This window comes from Morococcus cerebrosus (assembly GCF_022749515.1).
GTDB classification, from domain to species: domain Bacteria; phylum Pseudomonadota; class Gammaproteobacteria; order Burkholderiales; family Neisseriaceae; genus Neisseria; species Neisseria cerebrosa.
The window spans coordinates 872866-889091 of the sequence record NZ_CP094242.1; the positions used below are offsets into that span (position 1 = coordinate 872866).

Here is a 16226-nt window from a genome sequence, read left to right on the forward strand (position 1 = left end):
ATTTCAAGTGCAACACTAGGGTACCAGTGGTTGGAACAGATTTAAGAATAAAACACTTGGCGTTTCGTAGCCAAGTGTTTTTCTCGGCCGGTGGTTCAACTCATCTTGAACCCTGCGTATCTCCCGATCGCTGATGTTTCGGAAATCGGTTTGTTTGGGGAAATATTGCCGGATGAGTCCATTGGTGTTCTCATTCAGCCCTTTCTCCCAAGAATGGTAAGGGCGGCAAAAATAGGTTTTCGCCTTCAAGGCTTTGGCTATTTTGGTGTGTTGGTAGAACTCTTTGCCGTTATCCATGGTGATGGTGTGGACTCTGGCTTTATATGCCTTTAATACCCTAATGGCCGCCCGGGCAGTGTCTTCGGCTTTTAAGTTCTTTAATTTGCAGATGATGGTGTAGCGGGTAGTGCGTTCGACCAAGGTCAATAACGCGCTTTTCTGATTTTTGCCGACGATGGTGTCGGCCTCCCAATCGCCGATGCGGGTTTTCTGGTCGACGATAGCAGGTCGGTTCTCTATGCCGACGCGGTCGGGCACTTTGCCTCTGGTCCATGTGCTGCCGTAGCGTTTGCGGTAGGGTTTGCTGCATATTCTGAGGTGTTGCCACAAAGTGCCGCCGTTGCTTTTGTCTTGGCGAAGGTAGCGGTAAATGGTGCTGTGATGGAGTGTGATCCCGTGGTGTTTATGCAGGTAGGCACATACTTGTTCGGGACTGAGTTTGCGGCGGATAAGGGTGTCGATGTGTTGAACCAGCTGCGAATCGAGCTTATAGGGTTTTCGCCGGTGCTGTTTGGTCAGCCGGCTTTGCTTCTGTGCTTTTTCGGCGCTGTATTGCTGTCCTTGGATGCAGTGCCGCTTGATTTCGCGGCTGATGGTGCTTTTGTGGCGGTTGAGCTGTTTGGCGATTTCGGCGATGGTGCAGTGGCGGGACAGGTATTGGATATGGTATCGTTCGTCTTGGGTCAGTTGTGTGTAGCTCATGGCAATCTTTCTTGCAGGAAAGGCCGTATGCTACCGCATACTGGCCTTTTTCTGTTATGGAAAGTTGCACTTCAAATGCGAATCCGCCGACCTTTTCGATTTTGGCAAATACTGAAATATTGCTTACGGCAGGAGTTTGCCCGGATTCATGATGTTGTGCGGATCAAGCTGGGCTTTGATGGCGCGCATCAGGGCGATTTCGGACGGGGTGCGGACGCTGGGGAGCCAGTGTTTCTTGATGGTGCCGATGCCGTGTTCCGCCGCGATGGTACCGTGGCAGGCGAGGATGTGTTCATAGACGATGCTGTTGACGGCATCTTCGTAGCAGTAAGCATCGTTGCTCAAGACGTCGGGCAGGAAGGTGTTGTAATGCAGGCTGCCATCGCCCAAATGTCCGAAGCAGACAATTTGTATACCCGGAAAACGGGTTTCTAAGGCGGGGGCGCATTGATGGACAAAGGTGGCGACTTGGGCAATTGGGACGGCGATGTCGTGTTTGATGCTGGTGCCGAGCTTGCGCTGGGAGGCAGAAATGTTTTCACGCAGCGTCCACAGATCGAGGCGCTCTTGTTCGGATTGCGCGATGATGCTGTTTTCTTGGCCGTTTTGATAGAGGAACTCGGCAAGTTTTTCGTCGAGCGCGGCATCGGGAACGGAATCGGTCAGTTCGAGCAGGACGTGCCAGTTTGCATCGGTCGGCTGTTTGAGATGACTGAACTCGGAAGACAATGCCAAAGCGTAGCGGCTGATCAGCTCGAAACTGGTCAGTCGTTCGGCAAAATGCCCTTGTACGGCTGTTAAAAGCTGTACGGCAGATTCGATGTCATCCAAACCTACCCACGCGGTGGCTGTGGTTTGCGGACGGGCGAAGAGTTTGAGCGTGGCGGCGGTGATAATGCCGAGCGTGCCTTCGCTGCCGATAAAGAGGTGGCGCAGGTCGTAGCCGGTGGTATTTTTGTGCAGCGGTTGGAGATGGGAAACAAGTTCTCCATTAGGTAGGACGACTTCCAAACCCAATACCAAGTCGCGCATACTGCCGTAGCGTAAAACGTTTAATCCGCCGGCGTTGCAGGCGATGTTGCCGCCGATTTCGCACGAGCCTTCGCTGGCAAGACTGAGGGGGAACAGTCTGCCTGCTTCGGCTGCCGCTTTTTGGACGTTTTGCAGGATTACGCCCGCCTCAACGGTGATGCTGTTGTCGGCAAGGTTGATTTCGCGGATGCGGTTGATTTTGGAAAGGTTGAGCAGTACGCCGCCGGAAGCTACCGCTGCGCCGCACAAACCGGTATTGCCGCCCTGTGGGGTAACGGGGATACGGTGTTCAAAACAAAACCGCATGATTTCTTGTACATTTTCTATGGAATGCGGTTGCAAGATGATGTCCGGTTCGGAAACAAAGCGGCGGCGCTGGTCGTTTAACAGGGCCGGAGTGGCTTCGAGGATTTCGGCGGGGGAAAGGAATTCAAGAAAACGGTCGTACAGATTGGGCATAACGGGCAGCAAGGATGGTTTATGTGTGTACGGAGGATTATATAGCGGATAAGGGAAGCGAAAAACGGTAAAGGTCGTCTGAAAAACAAAAAAGCAGGATACAATCCGTATCCTGCTTTTTTAACTGTAAAAATATTATTTTGCAGCAGAAGCGGCTTCAGTAGCGGCAGAGGCAGCTTCGGTAGCGGCAGAAGCAGCTTCAGTAGCAGCAGAAGCGGCTTCGGTAGCAGCGGCTTCGGTAGCAGAAGCAGCGGCTTCGGTAGCAGAAGCAGCAGCTTCAGTAGCAGCAGAGGCAGCTTCGGTAGCAGCAGATGCAGCTTCAGAAGCGGCAGAAGCAGCAGTGTCAGCAGCTTTGTCGCCACAAGCAGCCAGAGCCAAAGAGAACAAAGCAGCAGCGATCAGAGATTTTTTCATTTTGAGACCTTCTTTAAATCGATTTAAATAAAAACGGAACGATTGAAAACGGCATAAAGCCGTTCCCTTAGAGTAAAAATTCATTGCTGAATTTCCTGCATTATGCCCCACAGGATGGCTCGGCGCAACGATACAGACGAATTAGTAATCTTTTAGTAACTTCTAATCAATCCGGAATGGACGAAAGTTGTGGAAGAAACTAATCCACATAGATTGTTACCTAGGGTACATTTGAAATAAACTGTATAGTAAAATTTATTGATTTCATGTATTTATAATTAAATAATGCACAATCTGCCTCTATTTCTGATTTGTTTGAATAACCTGCATAAAACCATTATGCATAGAAATACAAGTTGTAAAAAAGTTACACAATTATAAAAATTATCAAAATTTACACTTCCGTCTGTCGCAGGTTAAATATTATTTATCTGAATTAACGATTGTTAATTTGTGAATATTAGGATAAATCTCCGTACATGACGGCGGTGTGTTAAAATGTTTTGGATTTGTTGGCAGAGGGTTGTCAATAAAGCCTGTTTTGATAAACGGTCATGATAAAGGATAAAGAATGGCTATTAAAAAAAATTCCGTGGTTTCGCTTCACTATGAAATGTACGATGCGGATAACCAACTGCTGGACAAAACCGAAGAACCCATCGCCTATCTGCACGGCGGATATGACGGCATTTTCCCTTTGGTGGAAGAAGCTTTGCACGAGAAAAACGTCGGTGATACCGTTGAAGTCGCGCTGTCTCCCGATGATGCGTTCGGCGAACAAGATCCCGGCCTGGTGCGTATCGAAGATGTCAGCGTATTCCCGGTTGAAGTGGAAGTCGGCATGATGTTCGAAGCCGATGATCCTGAAACCGGCGATGTCTTGGTTTATCGCGTAACCGATGTAGCAGACGGCAAAGCCGTAGTAGACGGCAACCATCCGCTTGCCGGCATGAAAATCTTGTTCAAAGCGACAGTTGACAGCGTGCGCGATGCGACTGAAGAAGAAATCGTACACGGCCACGTTCACGGTCCGCACGGTCATCATCACTAATTAATCTAATTTGAAACAATAAAAGGTCGTCTGAAAACAGGATTGGGTTTCTGTTTTCAGACGACCTTTTTATATCCTGCAAACCCATACCCAAATATAGATGAAACATTCCGACAACCATCAAAATTGAGCTGCCCCTATCGCCCAAAAATTTTGGGATAAGTCAAACTAAGCAGGGAAATTCTGGTCTGAACGGTTGTTTTCTCTGAATTATGGGAAACATTCAATCTTATTTATATTAAGATTCGGTTTATTGTAAACAGGCGAATTGTGTCATGAGCGAACATTTGGAAGAGCAGGCTGCAGGCTTGGGTATTGATTTGGGTTTCCACGACATCGGTGGAATTTATCATGCGGCCAAGCCCGAGGTTTTGGAAGGGATTATTAAGGCTTTGCAGCAGGACGGTTTTTCAGACGACCTTTATGCGGATACTTTGGTCGCGCATGAAAACGGTCGGGAATCTTTGCGACTGCCTGCTGAGTTTCATGGTGCGGCTGAAGTTTGCTTGGAAGACGAAGCGGGCGGACGGCAGGTTTTGCCGTTGAACTATGGCGAAGACGGCGTGCTTTGGGTTGCGCTGCCGGCTTTGGCTTGCGGCTATTACACTTTGTCTGCGGAAGCGGAAGGCGGCGTCCGCAAGGTGCGGCTGGTGGTTGCGCCGCAGTCGGTTTATCAGCCGAAAACGCTGGAACACGGTTTGCGCATGAACGGGCTGACCACGCATTTGTACAGCCTGCGTTCGCAACGGAACTGGGGCATTGGGGATTTTACCGATTTGCTGGATTTGATGGCGTTTGCGGCGGATAAGCAACTGGATTTCGTCGGCATCAATCCGCTGCATGCGCTTTTCAGTGCCAAGCCTGCTTTTGCCAGCCCGTACAGCCCGTCTTCGCGCGAATGGCTCAATCCGATTTATCTGGATGTGGAAAAGGTCGGCGCGTTTACTTACAACGAAAAGCTGAAAAACTGGCTCAAGCAGCCGAATATCTGCCAGCGCATTGCGGCGTTGCGGATTACGGAAACCGTCGCTTATACGGCGGTTTGGGCGTTCAAGCGCGATGCTTTGCAGAGGGCGTTTGACGCGTTTGAAAACGACGGATGCGAAGCCGCCGAACAAGAGCGGGCGGCATTTGACGCCTTTGTCGAAGAACGCGGCTGGGCTTTGGAAGGCTTCGGTTTGTTTGAGGCGTTGGATCAGTATTACAACCGCTCCGGTGAAGTGGGTTGGCTGTCTTGGCCGGCGGAGTTTCATGATCCGCATGGTGAGGCAGTTCAAAGATTTGCACAGGGCCATCGCCGCGAAATCCGTTTTTATATGTGGCTGCAATGGCTTTGCGCGGAGCAGTTGCGCGAAGTGAACGAGACGGCTGCGGCGCGCGGCGTGAAGCTGGGGATTTACGGCGATTTGGCGGTCGGCGTAGCACGCGGCAGCGCGGACACTTGGCTTAACCGCGCCGATTACTGCATGGATATGGCGGTCGGTGCGCCGCCCGATCCATTCAGCCCGACGGGACAAAACTGGGATTTGCCGCCGCTCAATCCGATGATGTTGAAGCACACGGGCTATGAGAAGTTCGTCCGCCTTTTGCGTGAAAATATGCGGCTTTACGGCATCTTGCGCATCGATCATGTGATGGCTTTGTGCCGTCTGTGGTGGGTTGCGGGCAAGACGGCGGACTTTGGCGCGTATGTGCATTACGACGCGGATGTGATGTTTGCCATCCTGGCTTTGGAAAGCCGGCGGAATCGATGCGTGGTCATCGGCGAGGATTTGGGAACGGTACCCGACCAAGCGCGGTATTTGCTGAACCGTTATCAGGTGTTTTCTTATAAGGTCGTGTATTTCAGCAAAGGCTGGCACGGCTTTGAATTACCCGAAGAATATCCCGAACAGGCGATTACGGTGGTCAGTACGCACGATGTCGCGCCCTTGGCAGGCTATTGGACGGGCAAGGATTTGGATTTGATGTTCCGCTTGGGTACGATTCCCGATGCGGAAACTTTTCAGACGACCTTGGAAGCGCGCGAACACGACAAGTCGGATTTGTTCGATAAATTGAAACACGCAGGCTGCCTGCCTGCCGACGCCGAGATGTCCTCTGAAATTGACGAAACGCTGTTAACCGCCTTGCACCGGTATGCCGCCATGAGCCGCAGCAAACTGTATGCGGTGCAGCTGGAAAACCTGCTGGGTATGAGCGACAACCTGAATGTGCCGGGCGTTTCCGAGGGTTATCCCAACTGGGCGCGCAAAATGCCCGTCGCGCTTGAAGATTTTCCCCACAACCGCCTGATGGGCGGCCAACTTGCCATGATTGGAGAGGTACGCATGAAGAAAAACAGCCGGATGAAGCCTTATCACGAGCTTGACCAAGTCGAACGCGACACGGTCGAAAGCCTGTTTCTTGCCACCCACAGCGATTTGTTCGCCTATTTGGGACGACACCGCCTTGCCGAAGGCGACGAGGTCGTGCGGACCCTGATTCCGAACGCTTCGGGCGTGGATATTGTCAACCGAGAAAGCGGCGAGGTGATTACGTCGTCTGAAAAAGTCGATGAACGCGGATTCTTCGTTGCCGTGCTGCCCGAAGGCGCGCCCGACTATGCTTTGAACGTCCGTTATACCGAAGATGCCGAGCCTGTGCGCGAAGAAGACCCATACCGCTTCGGCTCCGCCTTGAAAGACATGGATTCTTGGTTGCTGGCGGAAGGCAAACACCTGCGTCCGTATGAAACTTTAGGCGCACATTTTGCCGAAGTGGACGGCGTGAAAGGCGTGAGCTTTGCCGTATGGGCGCCGAACGCGCAGCGCGTTTCTGTCATCGGCGAATTCAACCACTGGGACGGCCGCCGCCACGTCATGCGTTTCCACCGCGACAACGGCATTTGGGACATCTTCATCCCCGCCGTCAAACTCAACGCCCTCTACAAATTTGAAATCCGCGATGCCAACGGCAATGTACGGCAAAAAACCGACCCGTATGCCTTCGGCGCAGAATTGCGTCCGAATACCGCGTCTGTCGTGCGCGGTTTGCCGGAAAAAGTGGACACACCCGACTTCCGCGCCCGCGCCAACGCCATTGATGCGCCCATCAGCATTTACGAAGTGCATTTGGGTTCGTGGAAACGCAATCCCGAAAACAACTTCTGGCTGACTTACGAACAGCTCGCCAAAGAATTGGTCGCATACGTCAAAGACATGGGCTTCACCCATATCGAATTCCTGCCCGTTTCCGAATACCCGTTTGACGGCTCGTGGGGCTATCAGGCGACCGGATTGTATGCGCCGACCAGCCGTTTCGGTTCGCCCGACGAGTTGCGCGCCCTGATTAAAGCCGCCCACGACGAAGGCATCGGCGTCATCCTCGACTGGGTGGTCGGACACTTCCCGACCGACGACCACGGGCTTGCCAAGTTTGACGGCACCGCGCTGTACGAACACGCCGATCCACGCGAGGGCTACCACCAAGACTGGAACACCCTGATTTACAACTTCGGCAGGAACGAAGTCAAAAACTTCCTGCAAGGCAATGCCCTGTATTGGATAGAGCGTTTCGGTTTCGACGGCATCCGCGTGGACGCCGTCGCCTCCATGATTTACCGCAACTACTCGCGTAAAGACGGCGAATGGATACCCAACCAATACGGCGGCCATGAAAACCTCGAAGCCATCGCCTTCCTGCGCGATACCAACACCATGCTGAAAGAGGTTGTCCCCTCCGCCACCGAAATCGCCGAAGAATCCACCTCGTTCGCCAACGTAACCCGCCAAGAAGGCTTGAACTTCAGTTACAAATGGAACATGGGCTGGATGAACGACACCTTGCGCTACATGATGGAAGACCCCATCAACCGCAAATACCACCACAACAAAATGACCTTCGGCATGATGTACCAATACAGCGAAAACTTCGTTCTGCCACTCTCGCACGACGAAGTCGTACACGGTAAACGCTCGCTGCTCGGACGGATGCCCGGCGACTGCTGGCAGCAATTTGCCAACCTGCGCGCCTACTACGGCTTCATGTACGGCTTCCCCGGCAAAAAACTCCTGTTTATGGGCAACGAGTTCGCGCAAGGCAGGGAGTGGAACTACAACGAAGGGCTGGATTGGTTCCTGCTCGACCAAGAAGGCGGCTGGCACAAAGGCGTACAAAATTTTGTGCGCGATTTGAACCGCGTCTATAAAGACACCGCGCCGCTTTACCAGCTCGACCAATGGCCGGAAGGCTTCGAATGGCTGGTCGCCGACGACGGCAACAATTCCGTCTTCGTCTTCGAACGCCGCGACCGCGAAGGCAACCGCGTCATCGTCATCAGCAACTTCACGCCCGTCGTCCACGACAGCTACCGCTTCGGCGTGAACGAAGCCGGCGAATACCGCGAAATCCTCAATTCAGACGACCCCGGTTACAACGGCAGCGGCGTATCCGCCGGACAAACCCTGCAAACCGAAGAAATCTGGTCGCACGGCAGACCCAATTCGCTCGCTGTCAAAGTACCGCCGCTGGCAACGGTTTACCTCTACAAAGCCGCCCAGCCGAGTGCAACGGACTCAACCGATCAGGCAGAAGGCGAAGCGTAAGTTTGGGCTGAACTTGTTTTTTTGAACACAGAAAGACAGGTTCAAACCAACCGCTTTGTCTGTTTCAGACGACCTTTTGAGATGAAGGGGTCGTCTGAAATTTTTTTGGATGGCAGATAAAGGTTGATATGCCCGATTACATCGGTTTTGACTGGTAAGGGATGTTGTGTAACGACAAACAGGTATAACAAAAGGTCGTCTGAAAATACTTTCCTCTTCATTGAGGCTGAGTTTTCAGACGACCTCCGTTCAAACTGCTACACCCGCCAGTTTGCCGATCATACCCGTAACCACCAACGCCGCCACACCCCACAGGCACACGCGCAGGACGGCGGGAGCGACGGGTGCGCCGCCGAGTTTGGCGGAGGCGTAGCCCAGCGCGGCGAGTCCGAACAAAGTGGTCACCGCCAGCGTAGGGATCAGGGCGGTGGGGGCAGTCAGCGCGATCAGCAGAGGCAGTATGGCGCCGGCGCAGAACGAACCGGCGGAGGCAAGAGCGGCCTGCATGGGCTTGGCAGCGGAGGTTTCGGTGATGCCGATTTCGTCGCGGGCATGGGCGGAGAGCGCGTCGTGTTCCATCAATGCTTGCGCGACTTCGGCGGCAAGCGCGTCGGACAAACCGCGGCGGCGGTAGATTTCAGTCAGTTCTGCCAGCTCGGCATCGGGGTTGGCTTCCAATTCGTAGCGTTCTTTGTGCAAGTCGGCTTTTTCTGTGTCCGACTGGCTGGATACGGAAACGTATTCCCCCGCCGCCATCGAAACCGCGCCGCCGATAAGGGCGGAGACGCCCGTCAGCAGCAGGGTTTGGAAATCGGGGGCGGCGGCTGCGACCCCCGTCAGCAGCGAGGCGGTGGAAATCAGGCCGTCGTTCGCGCCCAATACGCTCGCGCGCAGCCAGTTGTTGCGGTTGCTGAAATGGCGTTCGCTGTGTTGTGAATACATGGCAGTGTTCCGGCGGTGTTTTGTGTTATGGTAGCACCGTATCGGTTTATCGGGGCGGCGTAATCATATGTTGGCGCGCTGAAAATCTGTCCACACTTGATAATCATTGTCGCTTAAACGGGTTTGTGGTATAAATCCTAGAAATTTAGCTCTAAACTCTAATAACTGCCGATTAACCGAGAATCATGATGACACACACCGAATCAAGCGCGCAGCCGTCAACTATGGACACGGCTGCTTTTTTAAAGCACATCGAATCCGCATTCCGCCGCATTTTTTCAGACGACCTCAACCTCATGCAATACCTGCCCGAAGACAAATGGCTTGCCTTGAAGCAGGCGGGTTTGCTGTTGCCCTTCCTCGACAAAAAACACGGCGGCCGTAAGGGCAGTCAGTTTGAAATCCAAGAAGTCCTGCGGATTGCGGGGCATTACGGCGTGCCCGTTACCTTGCGTACCGGCATCGAAGGCGCGCTGGTGTTGCAGCCTCTGCAAGAGTTTGGCGACGAAGCGCAAGTCGCGCAAGGTTTGGACATGGTTTTCAAAGGCGAGGGCGGCGGTTTGGGTATTACCGAACCCGAAACCTCCGGCGCGGCGATTGCCCGCGAAATGCAGTCCTACTACGAATACATCGACGAACAAACGATTTACGTCAACGCCGCGAAATATTGGCAGGGCAACTCGCAGAGCGACTTTCTCCTCGTTGCCGCCAAAGAGCGCAAAAACGGCAAACTCTCCAAAGTCATCAACCTGCTGCTCGTTCCCAAACAATACATCCGCTACGAAGCCCTCGCATCCGAAGGCCTGCGCGCCGTCCGTTACGCCGTCAACCGCATTGATGCCCAAATGCCCGCCGCCGCCATCATGAAACTCTCGCAGAGCGACGCCGCCGGTTTGCGCGCGTTCCAAAACATCTTTATCCGCAGCCGCCTGCAACTGATCGGCATGACGCACGGCATCATGGAATACATCCTTGACAACCTGAACCGATACGTCCGCCACGACATCAAATTCGTTGATTACGAACGCCGCGAAATCCAACGCCGCCATCAGGTTTCCGAGATTCTTTACCGCTACGTCTGCCATTGCGTTTCGCCCGTTGCCCCCGTCGCCCATCAGCTGATGGAGGCAAACATCATCAAAACCCTCGCCACGGAATACACTTACGCCGCAGCCCAAATGTTGCAAAAACTTTTGGGCGCGAAGGGTTTTGAACGCGGACACACCGCCAGCAATATCGCTATCGACATCCGCCCCTTCACCATCTTCGAAGGTCCGAACGATATGCTTTATGCCGAAATTTACGACCAGTTCGTCCGCGCTACCGCCGAAGAAAAAGAAGCAGGCATTAAGTTGGACAAAAACCAAACCCTGCTCAATCGTCTGCAAACCGATGCCCGCTTTGCCGCCGTTGCGCGCGACTACACTTTACCCGAAGATATCCGCAGCTTCCTGCAGGAACGCACCCTGACCGACGCCTGCGCCTTGCAAAAAGTCTTTATCGGCAAAATCATCGCCCGACTCTTCGCCTTCGTACAGGCGGAACACGAAGACACCGCAGCCTTCCTGTTGAACGACATCCGCAAAGATATATTGGATTGCCGATATTGCGGTTGATGTACTAACACACACGGGGATGAAGAGGCAATATTGTGTGAAAATGACATAGCCTCTTCATCCCCGTTTTCTATTTATTTGAGAGATTAGAGTGGAATCCAGCAAAGAAGGCATTGGTTGATGGTCAGCCTTAAATTACGATATATTGGGTTTCTTAGTATTTTCAGACGACTTTGTTTTTAAAAATTCATTTTAGGATTAATTAATGAGAAATTTTTTGTGGATACTTTATACAACATAGAGATTTGAGAAAAATCGAATGTAAATCTAAAGAAATATTGGAGGAATTTAAGGATAATGCCAAGCACCCTGAACGTAAACTTTAATTTTTACAGCAGATAATAAGGAATAGTTGATGAAGTATTTTACCGTAAAAAAATTATATGCCGCCTTCTGCCTGTTGCCGTTTTTAATCGCTTGCAATCCGCCACAAAAAAACGATGCACAGGCTGTATTTGATCAAAAAGAGAGTCGTTATCCCTATCCGCATCATGATACGGTCGGCAATTTTGGGGGAATCCCTATCCGTTTTTCGTCATACATTACACCCGGTCCCGTTGTCAGTTACGAAGACACGCCGAGTGGTTTGTCGAAGGAATGGGAAACCTATGATCCGCCGCCTCGAACCTTAGAATCGCCTCTGACCGGATTTTTAGTTATATGGAACCTGAAAACGGACGAGATTTTCGATTTGCGAAATCAGACGGGATTTGATTATTATGATGCCATGGATTATCCGGAAAACCCTTGGGTGGAGTTCAGCTATCATGCGGATAAAACGCCTTGGTCATTGGACTTTTTGACCAAGAAACTGGAGAGGGATTTAAGGTATAAACCTACTCTTCCAGAATATAGTTTTAAGTCTACGGGTGAAAAACTATACGGATTGGAGGTATATAAACAACTTGAACCCAACACCAATACAAAAACAACTGATACGCTTTTTATAGGTAGGGATAAGAATGGGAACGTAACAACTTATATTTCCTGTTTCGATAACAACAAAAATGAATCGATTAATCCTCCATGCAGCCACAATTTTCTGTCAGGCAATAATCCGTATATCACATTTGATGCCTCATACAGCAGGTTTTATTTGAAAGACTGGAGGAAAATCGAAAGTCAGTCCAAAAAAATATTGGAAGAATTTAAGGATAATGCCAAGCATCCAGAACGTAAACTTTAACTTTTACAATAGAAAAGAAAGGAATTGAAAATGCCTGCAACCATTAGATTAAACGATATTGAGCGCTATCAGAATATGATTAAAACACAAGGCGTACAAGGTGCTATCCGTGTTTACGAAGAACTTTTGTCCAAAGGCTACGACTATGCGGGTTGGGCAAAAGGCGTTGCCAAAGGCGATACCGTAACGGGCGAAGCCGCCATTCTGTTTATGGAGGAAACCTCGGGACGGAAATTAAGTGAAAGTAAGCTGAATGAAATCCGTGTCGATATGGCTAAGGGGTATCTTGATGCATTAACAGTTCAAATGAGCAAAACGGGTCAAACCGATACCGATGTTAAATTTGAAAAAATCCGCGATTTCCACGAAAAAGCGTTCATTAAGCACAAATTGAGCTTGAAGAACTGGACACTTGAAGAGCCTATGCGCCTGCTGGGTAAATACGGACACGGTAAAGCGACGCAGGAAAGAGTATGGCAGGATCTTGCCAAGACTCAGGGAGACGGGCCGGATGCGGTGGCGGCAAGTGCTGTGTTATACCTGACCGTTGCCGATTTTGCCGACGGTATGATCGAAGTCGATAAAAACGGCAAGTATTTTCCCAGACCGCAGGCAGTTACGCCTTATTCCCTGCCTGTTTATGGATATGCGGAGGGTTTCCATCGCGTTGACGTGGAAGACCAAAAGCGGGCGTTAGGCTGGCTGAAACATGCGGCACAATGGCGTTCGCTTTCCAAAACGTTTGCAGATGCCCAAGACGCTGTCGAACAAAAGGAGTGGCTGGCAATGAGCACCTCTTTAGAGCAAGGAATTTACGCAGGAATGGACAGTCAGGATACGGGGAAAAACAGTATCGAAGTTGCGGAATCAAACCGCTCCCAATCTGCGGAAGAAAGATTTAAGCATATCGTTAACGGATTGCTGAACGATACAGACGGTTCGTTTGCCAAACAGTTGTTGGCAGAGAATCCGAGCAGCAGTGAAATATATGAGAAGGGAGTGGCGGCATACAGAGAAGAAGTCCGTCAGGCCGAACTGGCTTCAGTACAACAGCAGGAAATGGTGCAGCAGGAACGCTCCCGAGGAATCAGTCTGTCTTAAATAAATACTTGAATAAGTCGTCTGAAACTAAATATTTTGTTTTTCAGACGACCTAAGCGATAGTGAAGTCTATTGTTTCAACTGTCAGAATAATATAAAGCGATTGTGTAGCGTGGGCTTTGCCCACGAATAAATTAAATAAACATTGCAGGAAAGAAGAAAATGGCAAAATTTTTAAATACCAGCGGTACAACGTATTACTTGGAGGAGTTAATTAAAAATGCACAGGAACGGCTTTATTTGATTAGCCCTTATCTAAAATTAAACGATAGGGTAAAAGAGCTTTTAGAAGACAAAGACCGCATGAAAATCGATGTGCGGATTGTAATGGAGAATATAAATTACTTGAAACTATAGCACAGCAACTCGGAAATAATCGTAATGTATCAGGTAGAATTGATCTATTTACAGAATTAAAGGCCTGTCAATCTTGCAGCAATGTTATTTTAGAGTTTAGAAATCGCTATCCAAATATTCAATTAAATATTTTTACAGGAAAATAGAATCATGGGAAAAATAAAAAATTATATAGAATTCAAGAAATTATTTAAAAATATAACGGAAAAATTTGTCAGAGATTTAGATATAACATTAATTGAAGCAGCTGAATATTCTATAATTGAATTCGAAATTTATTTATCTGAATATCCGGAAGATAGTACATTTATTTTTACAGCATGGGCAATCTATCTGTTAGAAAATAACTGTCTCAATGAAAGAGGAAAAGATAATTTTTTCATCGCGGAAATGAAAAAATGTTATCAACAAACTAATTTGGATAGAATAAAATCTATCTATTCTTCGAGTGACTATCATATTTTTGCTAAGGATGTAAACAAGATTCAACAAACATTTAAATTAAATCTTGCCAATATCATGCAGCAAGAGTAGCAACTGTATTTTTAACCCCGTCGGGCAAAAATACCAAAAACGGTAAATCACTAAAAATACTTTTATACCGCCGCAGCAGCAAGCTGTAGCCTGCATGAAACCTAAAATCCATGCGTAAGGTGTGTGCTCCAGCACACACGCATTCCATGATTTACGGCTCAATGCCGTCTGAAAAGCTCACAATTTTTCAGTATGGTAAAAGTGAATTGCAGCCATCAGAGGCAGCTTGGTTGAAAAATTTAAATTATGTTCGTACAAGCTATTGTCCGAATCTTCATGCAAAATGTTACGTCAGCGAAGATGCTTGCATTATTACAAGCCTGAATTTATATGAATTCAGCCAAGTAAATAATAATGAAATGGGTATCTTGCTGAAGCGTAGTGAAGATGGGGAAGTCTATCAAGATGCTTATAGCGAAGCGCAGCGTATTATCCGTATTAGCGATGAAGTTAAGATTTCAGTTGACGTCGTAGAAAAAGAGCAAGTGGCGCAGAAAAGTCAAAATGCAGAAATTGCTAAAAAATACGATACATTGACTGTCGCTAAGCTGGCAGAAAAATGGGGAGTAACGACGGAAGAATGCAATGCGAAACTGTGTCATGCAGGTTTGCAGGAAATAGACGGTAAGTTCTACCGTTTGACAGATACAGGTAAGAAAGCCGGTGCACTTATCAAAAAAGGACGTTACGGATATTTTATTGTGTGGCCGGATAGTTTGACATTGGAAATGGTCGAAGCGGCTGGCAATAATCAGAAAGATTTGCTGGATAGGTTTATTAGCTGGCTTATCAGTTAAATTTTTTACAAGTATTCAAAGTATAGGTCGTCTGAAAGCAATCCGTACTTTTCAGACGACCTTCAAACCCAAATAGAGGAATACCCAAGCATGTACCGTTACATCCTCCACCGCCTATTACTCTTAATCCCCACGCTGTTGGGGATTTTGGCGATTACTTTTGCCGTTATCCAATTCGTGCCGGGCGGGCCGGTGGAGCAGATGGTGCAGCAGTTGACGCATGGTGCGGTCAGCGGCGAGACGGCGAATGCGACGGCGGGCAATATCATGAAAAACGGCAACCGCATCAGTCCGGAAGATTTGGCGGCGTTGAATGCGCTGTACGGTTTCGACAAGCCGCCGCTGACGCGGTTTGCGGATATGGTGTGGCGGTTTGCCCGTTTTGATTTGGGCAAGAGTTTTTTCCATCATGAAACCGTGTTCGAGCTGGTCAAACAGAAAATGCCGGTGTCGATGAGTTTGGGCTTGTGGACGTTTTTCCTGACTTATCTGATTTGTATCCCGTTGGGCATTGCCAAGGCGGTGCGCGACGGCAGCCGTTTTGATGCGGTAACGGGGATGGTGGTGCTGGTCGGTTATACCATACCGCCGTTTGTGTTGGGTTTGGTGCTGCTGGTGTTGTTCGGCGGCGGCAGCTTTTTTGCGTGGTTCCCGCAGGGCGGTTTGGTCGGCGATGATTTCGACACGCTGTCGTGGGCAGGCAAAATCAAGGATTATCTGTGGCACATGGCGCTGCCGATTACGGCTTCGGTGGCGGGCAGTCTGGCGGTAACGACGGTGTTGACGAAAAACGTGTTTCTTGAAGAAATCCGCCGCCAATATGTCTATACCGCCCGCGCCAAGGGTTTGCCGGAAAAGCAAATTTTGTGGAAACACGTTTTCCGCAACGCGATGATTCCGCTGATTACCGGCTTTCCCGCCGCCTTTATCGGCGCGTTTTTCACCGGCAGCCTGCTGATTGAAACCTTGTTCTCGCTCGACGGGCTGGGGCTGCTTTCCTACGAGGCGGTGATGAAGCGCGATTATCCGGTGGTGATGGGGACGCTGTATGTGTTCACGCTGATGGGTTTGCTGGCGAAATTGGTGTCGGATATTTCTTATTCGTGGGTCGATCCGCGCATTCATTTCGGCGGACAGAAATAGGTCGTCTGAAAAATATGTTTCTGAATC

The 16226-nt window shown here is 49.7% G+C and carries 13 protein-coding genes and 1 pseudogene; 10 read left to right on the forward strand and 4 right to left on the reverse strand.

Annotated features, from left to right (window positions below):
• Nucleotides 1-15: 15 nt before the first annotated feature.
• The 3 genes from MON37_RS04040 to MON37_RS04050 form a co-directional block, all read right to left on the reverse strand.
• Nucleotides 16-981 (reverse strand): IS30 family transposase, encoded by a 966-nt coding sequence (locus tag MON37_RS04040; RefSeq protein ID WP_242883583.1) that lies wholly within the window; start codon nt 979-981, stop codon nt 16-18.
• Between the two features lie 123 nt (nt 982-1104).
• On the reverse strand, nt 1105-2472 hold the full coding sequence (locus tag MON37_RS04045) for an FAD-binding oxidoreductase (protein ID WP_039405299.1): 1368 nt from the start codon (nt 2470-2472) through the stop codon (nt 1105-1107).
• A 135-nt stretch (nt 2473-2607) separates the two neighbouring features.
• Nucleotides 2608-2886 (reverse strand): hypothetical protein, encoded by a 279-nt coding sequence (locus tag MON37_RS04050; protein ID WP_039405296.1) that lies wholly within the window; start codon nt 2884-2886, stop codon nt 2608-2610.
• Nucleotides 2887-3457: 571 nt separating this feature from the next.
• Here MON37_RS04050 and MON37_RS04055 point away from each other — a divergent pair.
• Nucleotides 3458-3937: an FKBP-type peptidyl-prolyl cis-trans isomerase gene (locus MON37_RS04055; protein WP_039405294.1), complete on the forward strand. Its 480-nt coding sequence runs from the start codon at nt 3458-3460 to the stop codon at nt 3935-3937.
• A 275-nt stretch (nt 3938-4212) separates the two neighbouring features.
• Entirely contained in the window at nt 4213-8523 is a 4311-nt protein-coding gene (glgB, locus tag MON37_RS04060; protein ID WP_039405292.1) for a 1,4-alpha-glucan branching protein GlgB, read from the forward strand.
• A 249-nt stretch (nt 8524-8772) separates the two neighbouring features.
• Here the strand turns inward: glgB and MON37_RS04065 are convergent, their stop codons facing one another.
• Complete coding sequence (locus tag MON37_RS04065; RefSeq protein WP_039405288.1) at nt 8773-9465, reverse strand: VIT1/CCC1 transporter family protein; 693 nt, start codon at nt 9463-9465, stop codon at nt 8773-8775.
• Between the two features lie 188 nt (nt 9466-9653).
• Here MON37_RS04065 and MON37_RS04070 point away from each other — a divergent pair, with 188 nt between their 5' ends.
• The 8 genes and pseudogenes from MON37_RS04070 to MON37_RS04105 all read left to right on the forward strand — a co-directional run bounded on the left by MON37_RS04070 (nt 9654) and on the right by MON37_RS04105 (nt 16199).
• The gene (locus MON37_RS04070; protein WP_141752698.1) at nt 9654-11081 is read left to right on the forward strand and encodes an acyl-CoA dehydrogenase family protein; all 1428 of its coding nucleotides are present in this window, start codon (nt 9654-9656) and stop codon (nt 11079-11081) included.
• Nucleotides 11082-11436: 355 nt separating this feature from the next.
• Nucleotides 11437-12267, forward strand: coding sequence for a hypothetical protein (locus tag MON37_RS04075; RefSeq protein WP_039405286.1), 831 nt, complete (start codon nt 11437-11439; stop codon nt 12265-12267).
• 30 nt (nt 12268-12297) lie between these two features.
• Nucleotides 12298-13368: a hypothetical protein gene (locus MON37_RS04080; RefSeq protein WP_039405284.1), complete on the forward strand. Its 1071-nt coding sequence runs from the start codon at nt 12298-12300 to the stop codon at nt 13366-13368.
• Between the two features lie 162 nt (nt 13369-13530).
• Nucleotides 13531-13725, forward strand: coding sequence for a phospholipase D-like domain-containing protein (locus tag MON37_RS04085; protein ID WP_003757858.1), 195 nt, complete (start codon nt 13531-13533; stop codon nt 13723-13725).
• Nucleotides 13695-13871: pseudogene (locus MON37_RS04090) on the forward strand (deaminase domain-containing protein); the annotation flags it as partial. The gene MON37_RS04085 and the pseudogene MON37_RS04090, both read left to right, overlap by 31 nt.
• Before the next feature lie 4 nt (nt 13872-13875).
• Nucleotides 13876-14259, forward strand: coding sequence for a hypothetical protein (locus MON37_RS04095; protein WP_039405281.1), 384 nt, complete (start codon nt 13876-13878; stop codon nt 14257-14259).
• A gap of 146 nt (nt 14260-14405) precedes the next feature.
• Nucleotides 14406-15056, forward strand: a complete 651-nt coding sequence (locus MON37_RS04100; protein ID WP_039405280.1) for a phospholipase D-like domain-containing protein — start codon at nt 14406-14408, stop codon at nt 15054-15056.
• A gap of 90 nt (nt 15057-15146) precedes the next feature.
• Complete coding sequence (locus MON37_RS04105) at nt 15147-16199, forward strand: ABC transporter permease subunit (protein ID WP_016687013.1); 1053 nt, start codon at nt 15147-15149, stop codon at nt 16197-16199.
• Nucleotides 16200-16226: the final 27 nt, after the last annotated feature.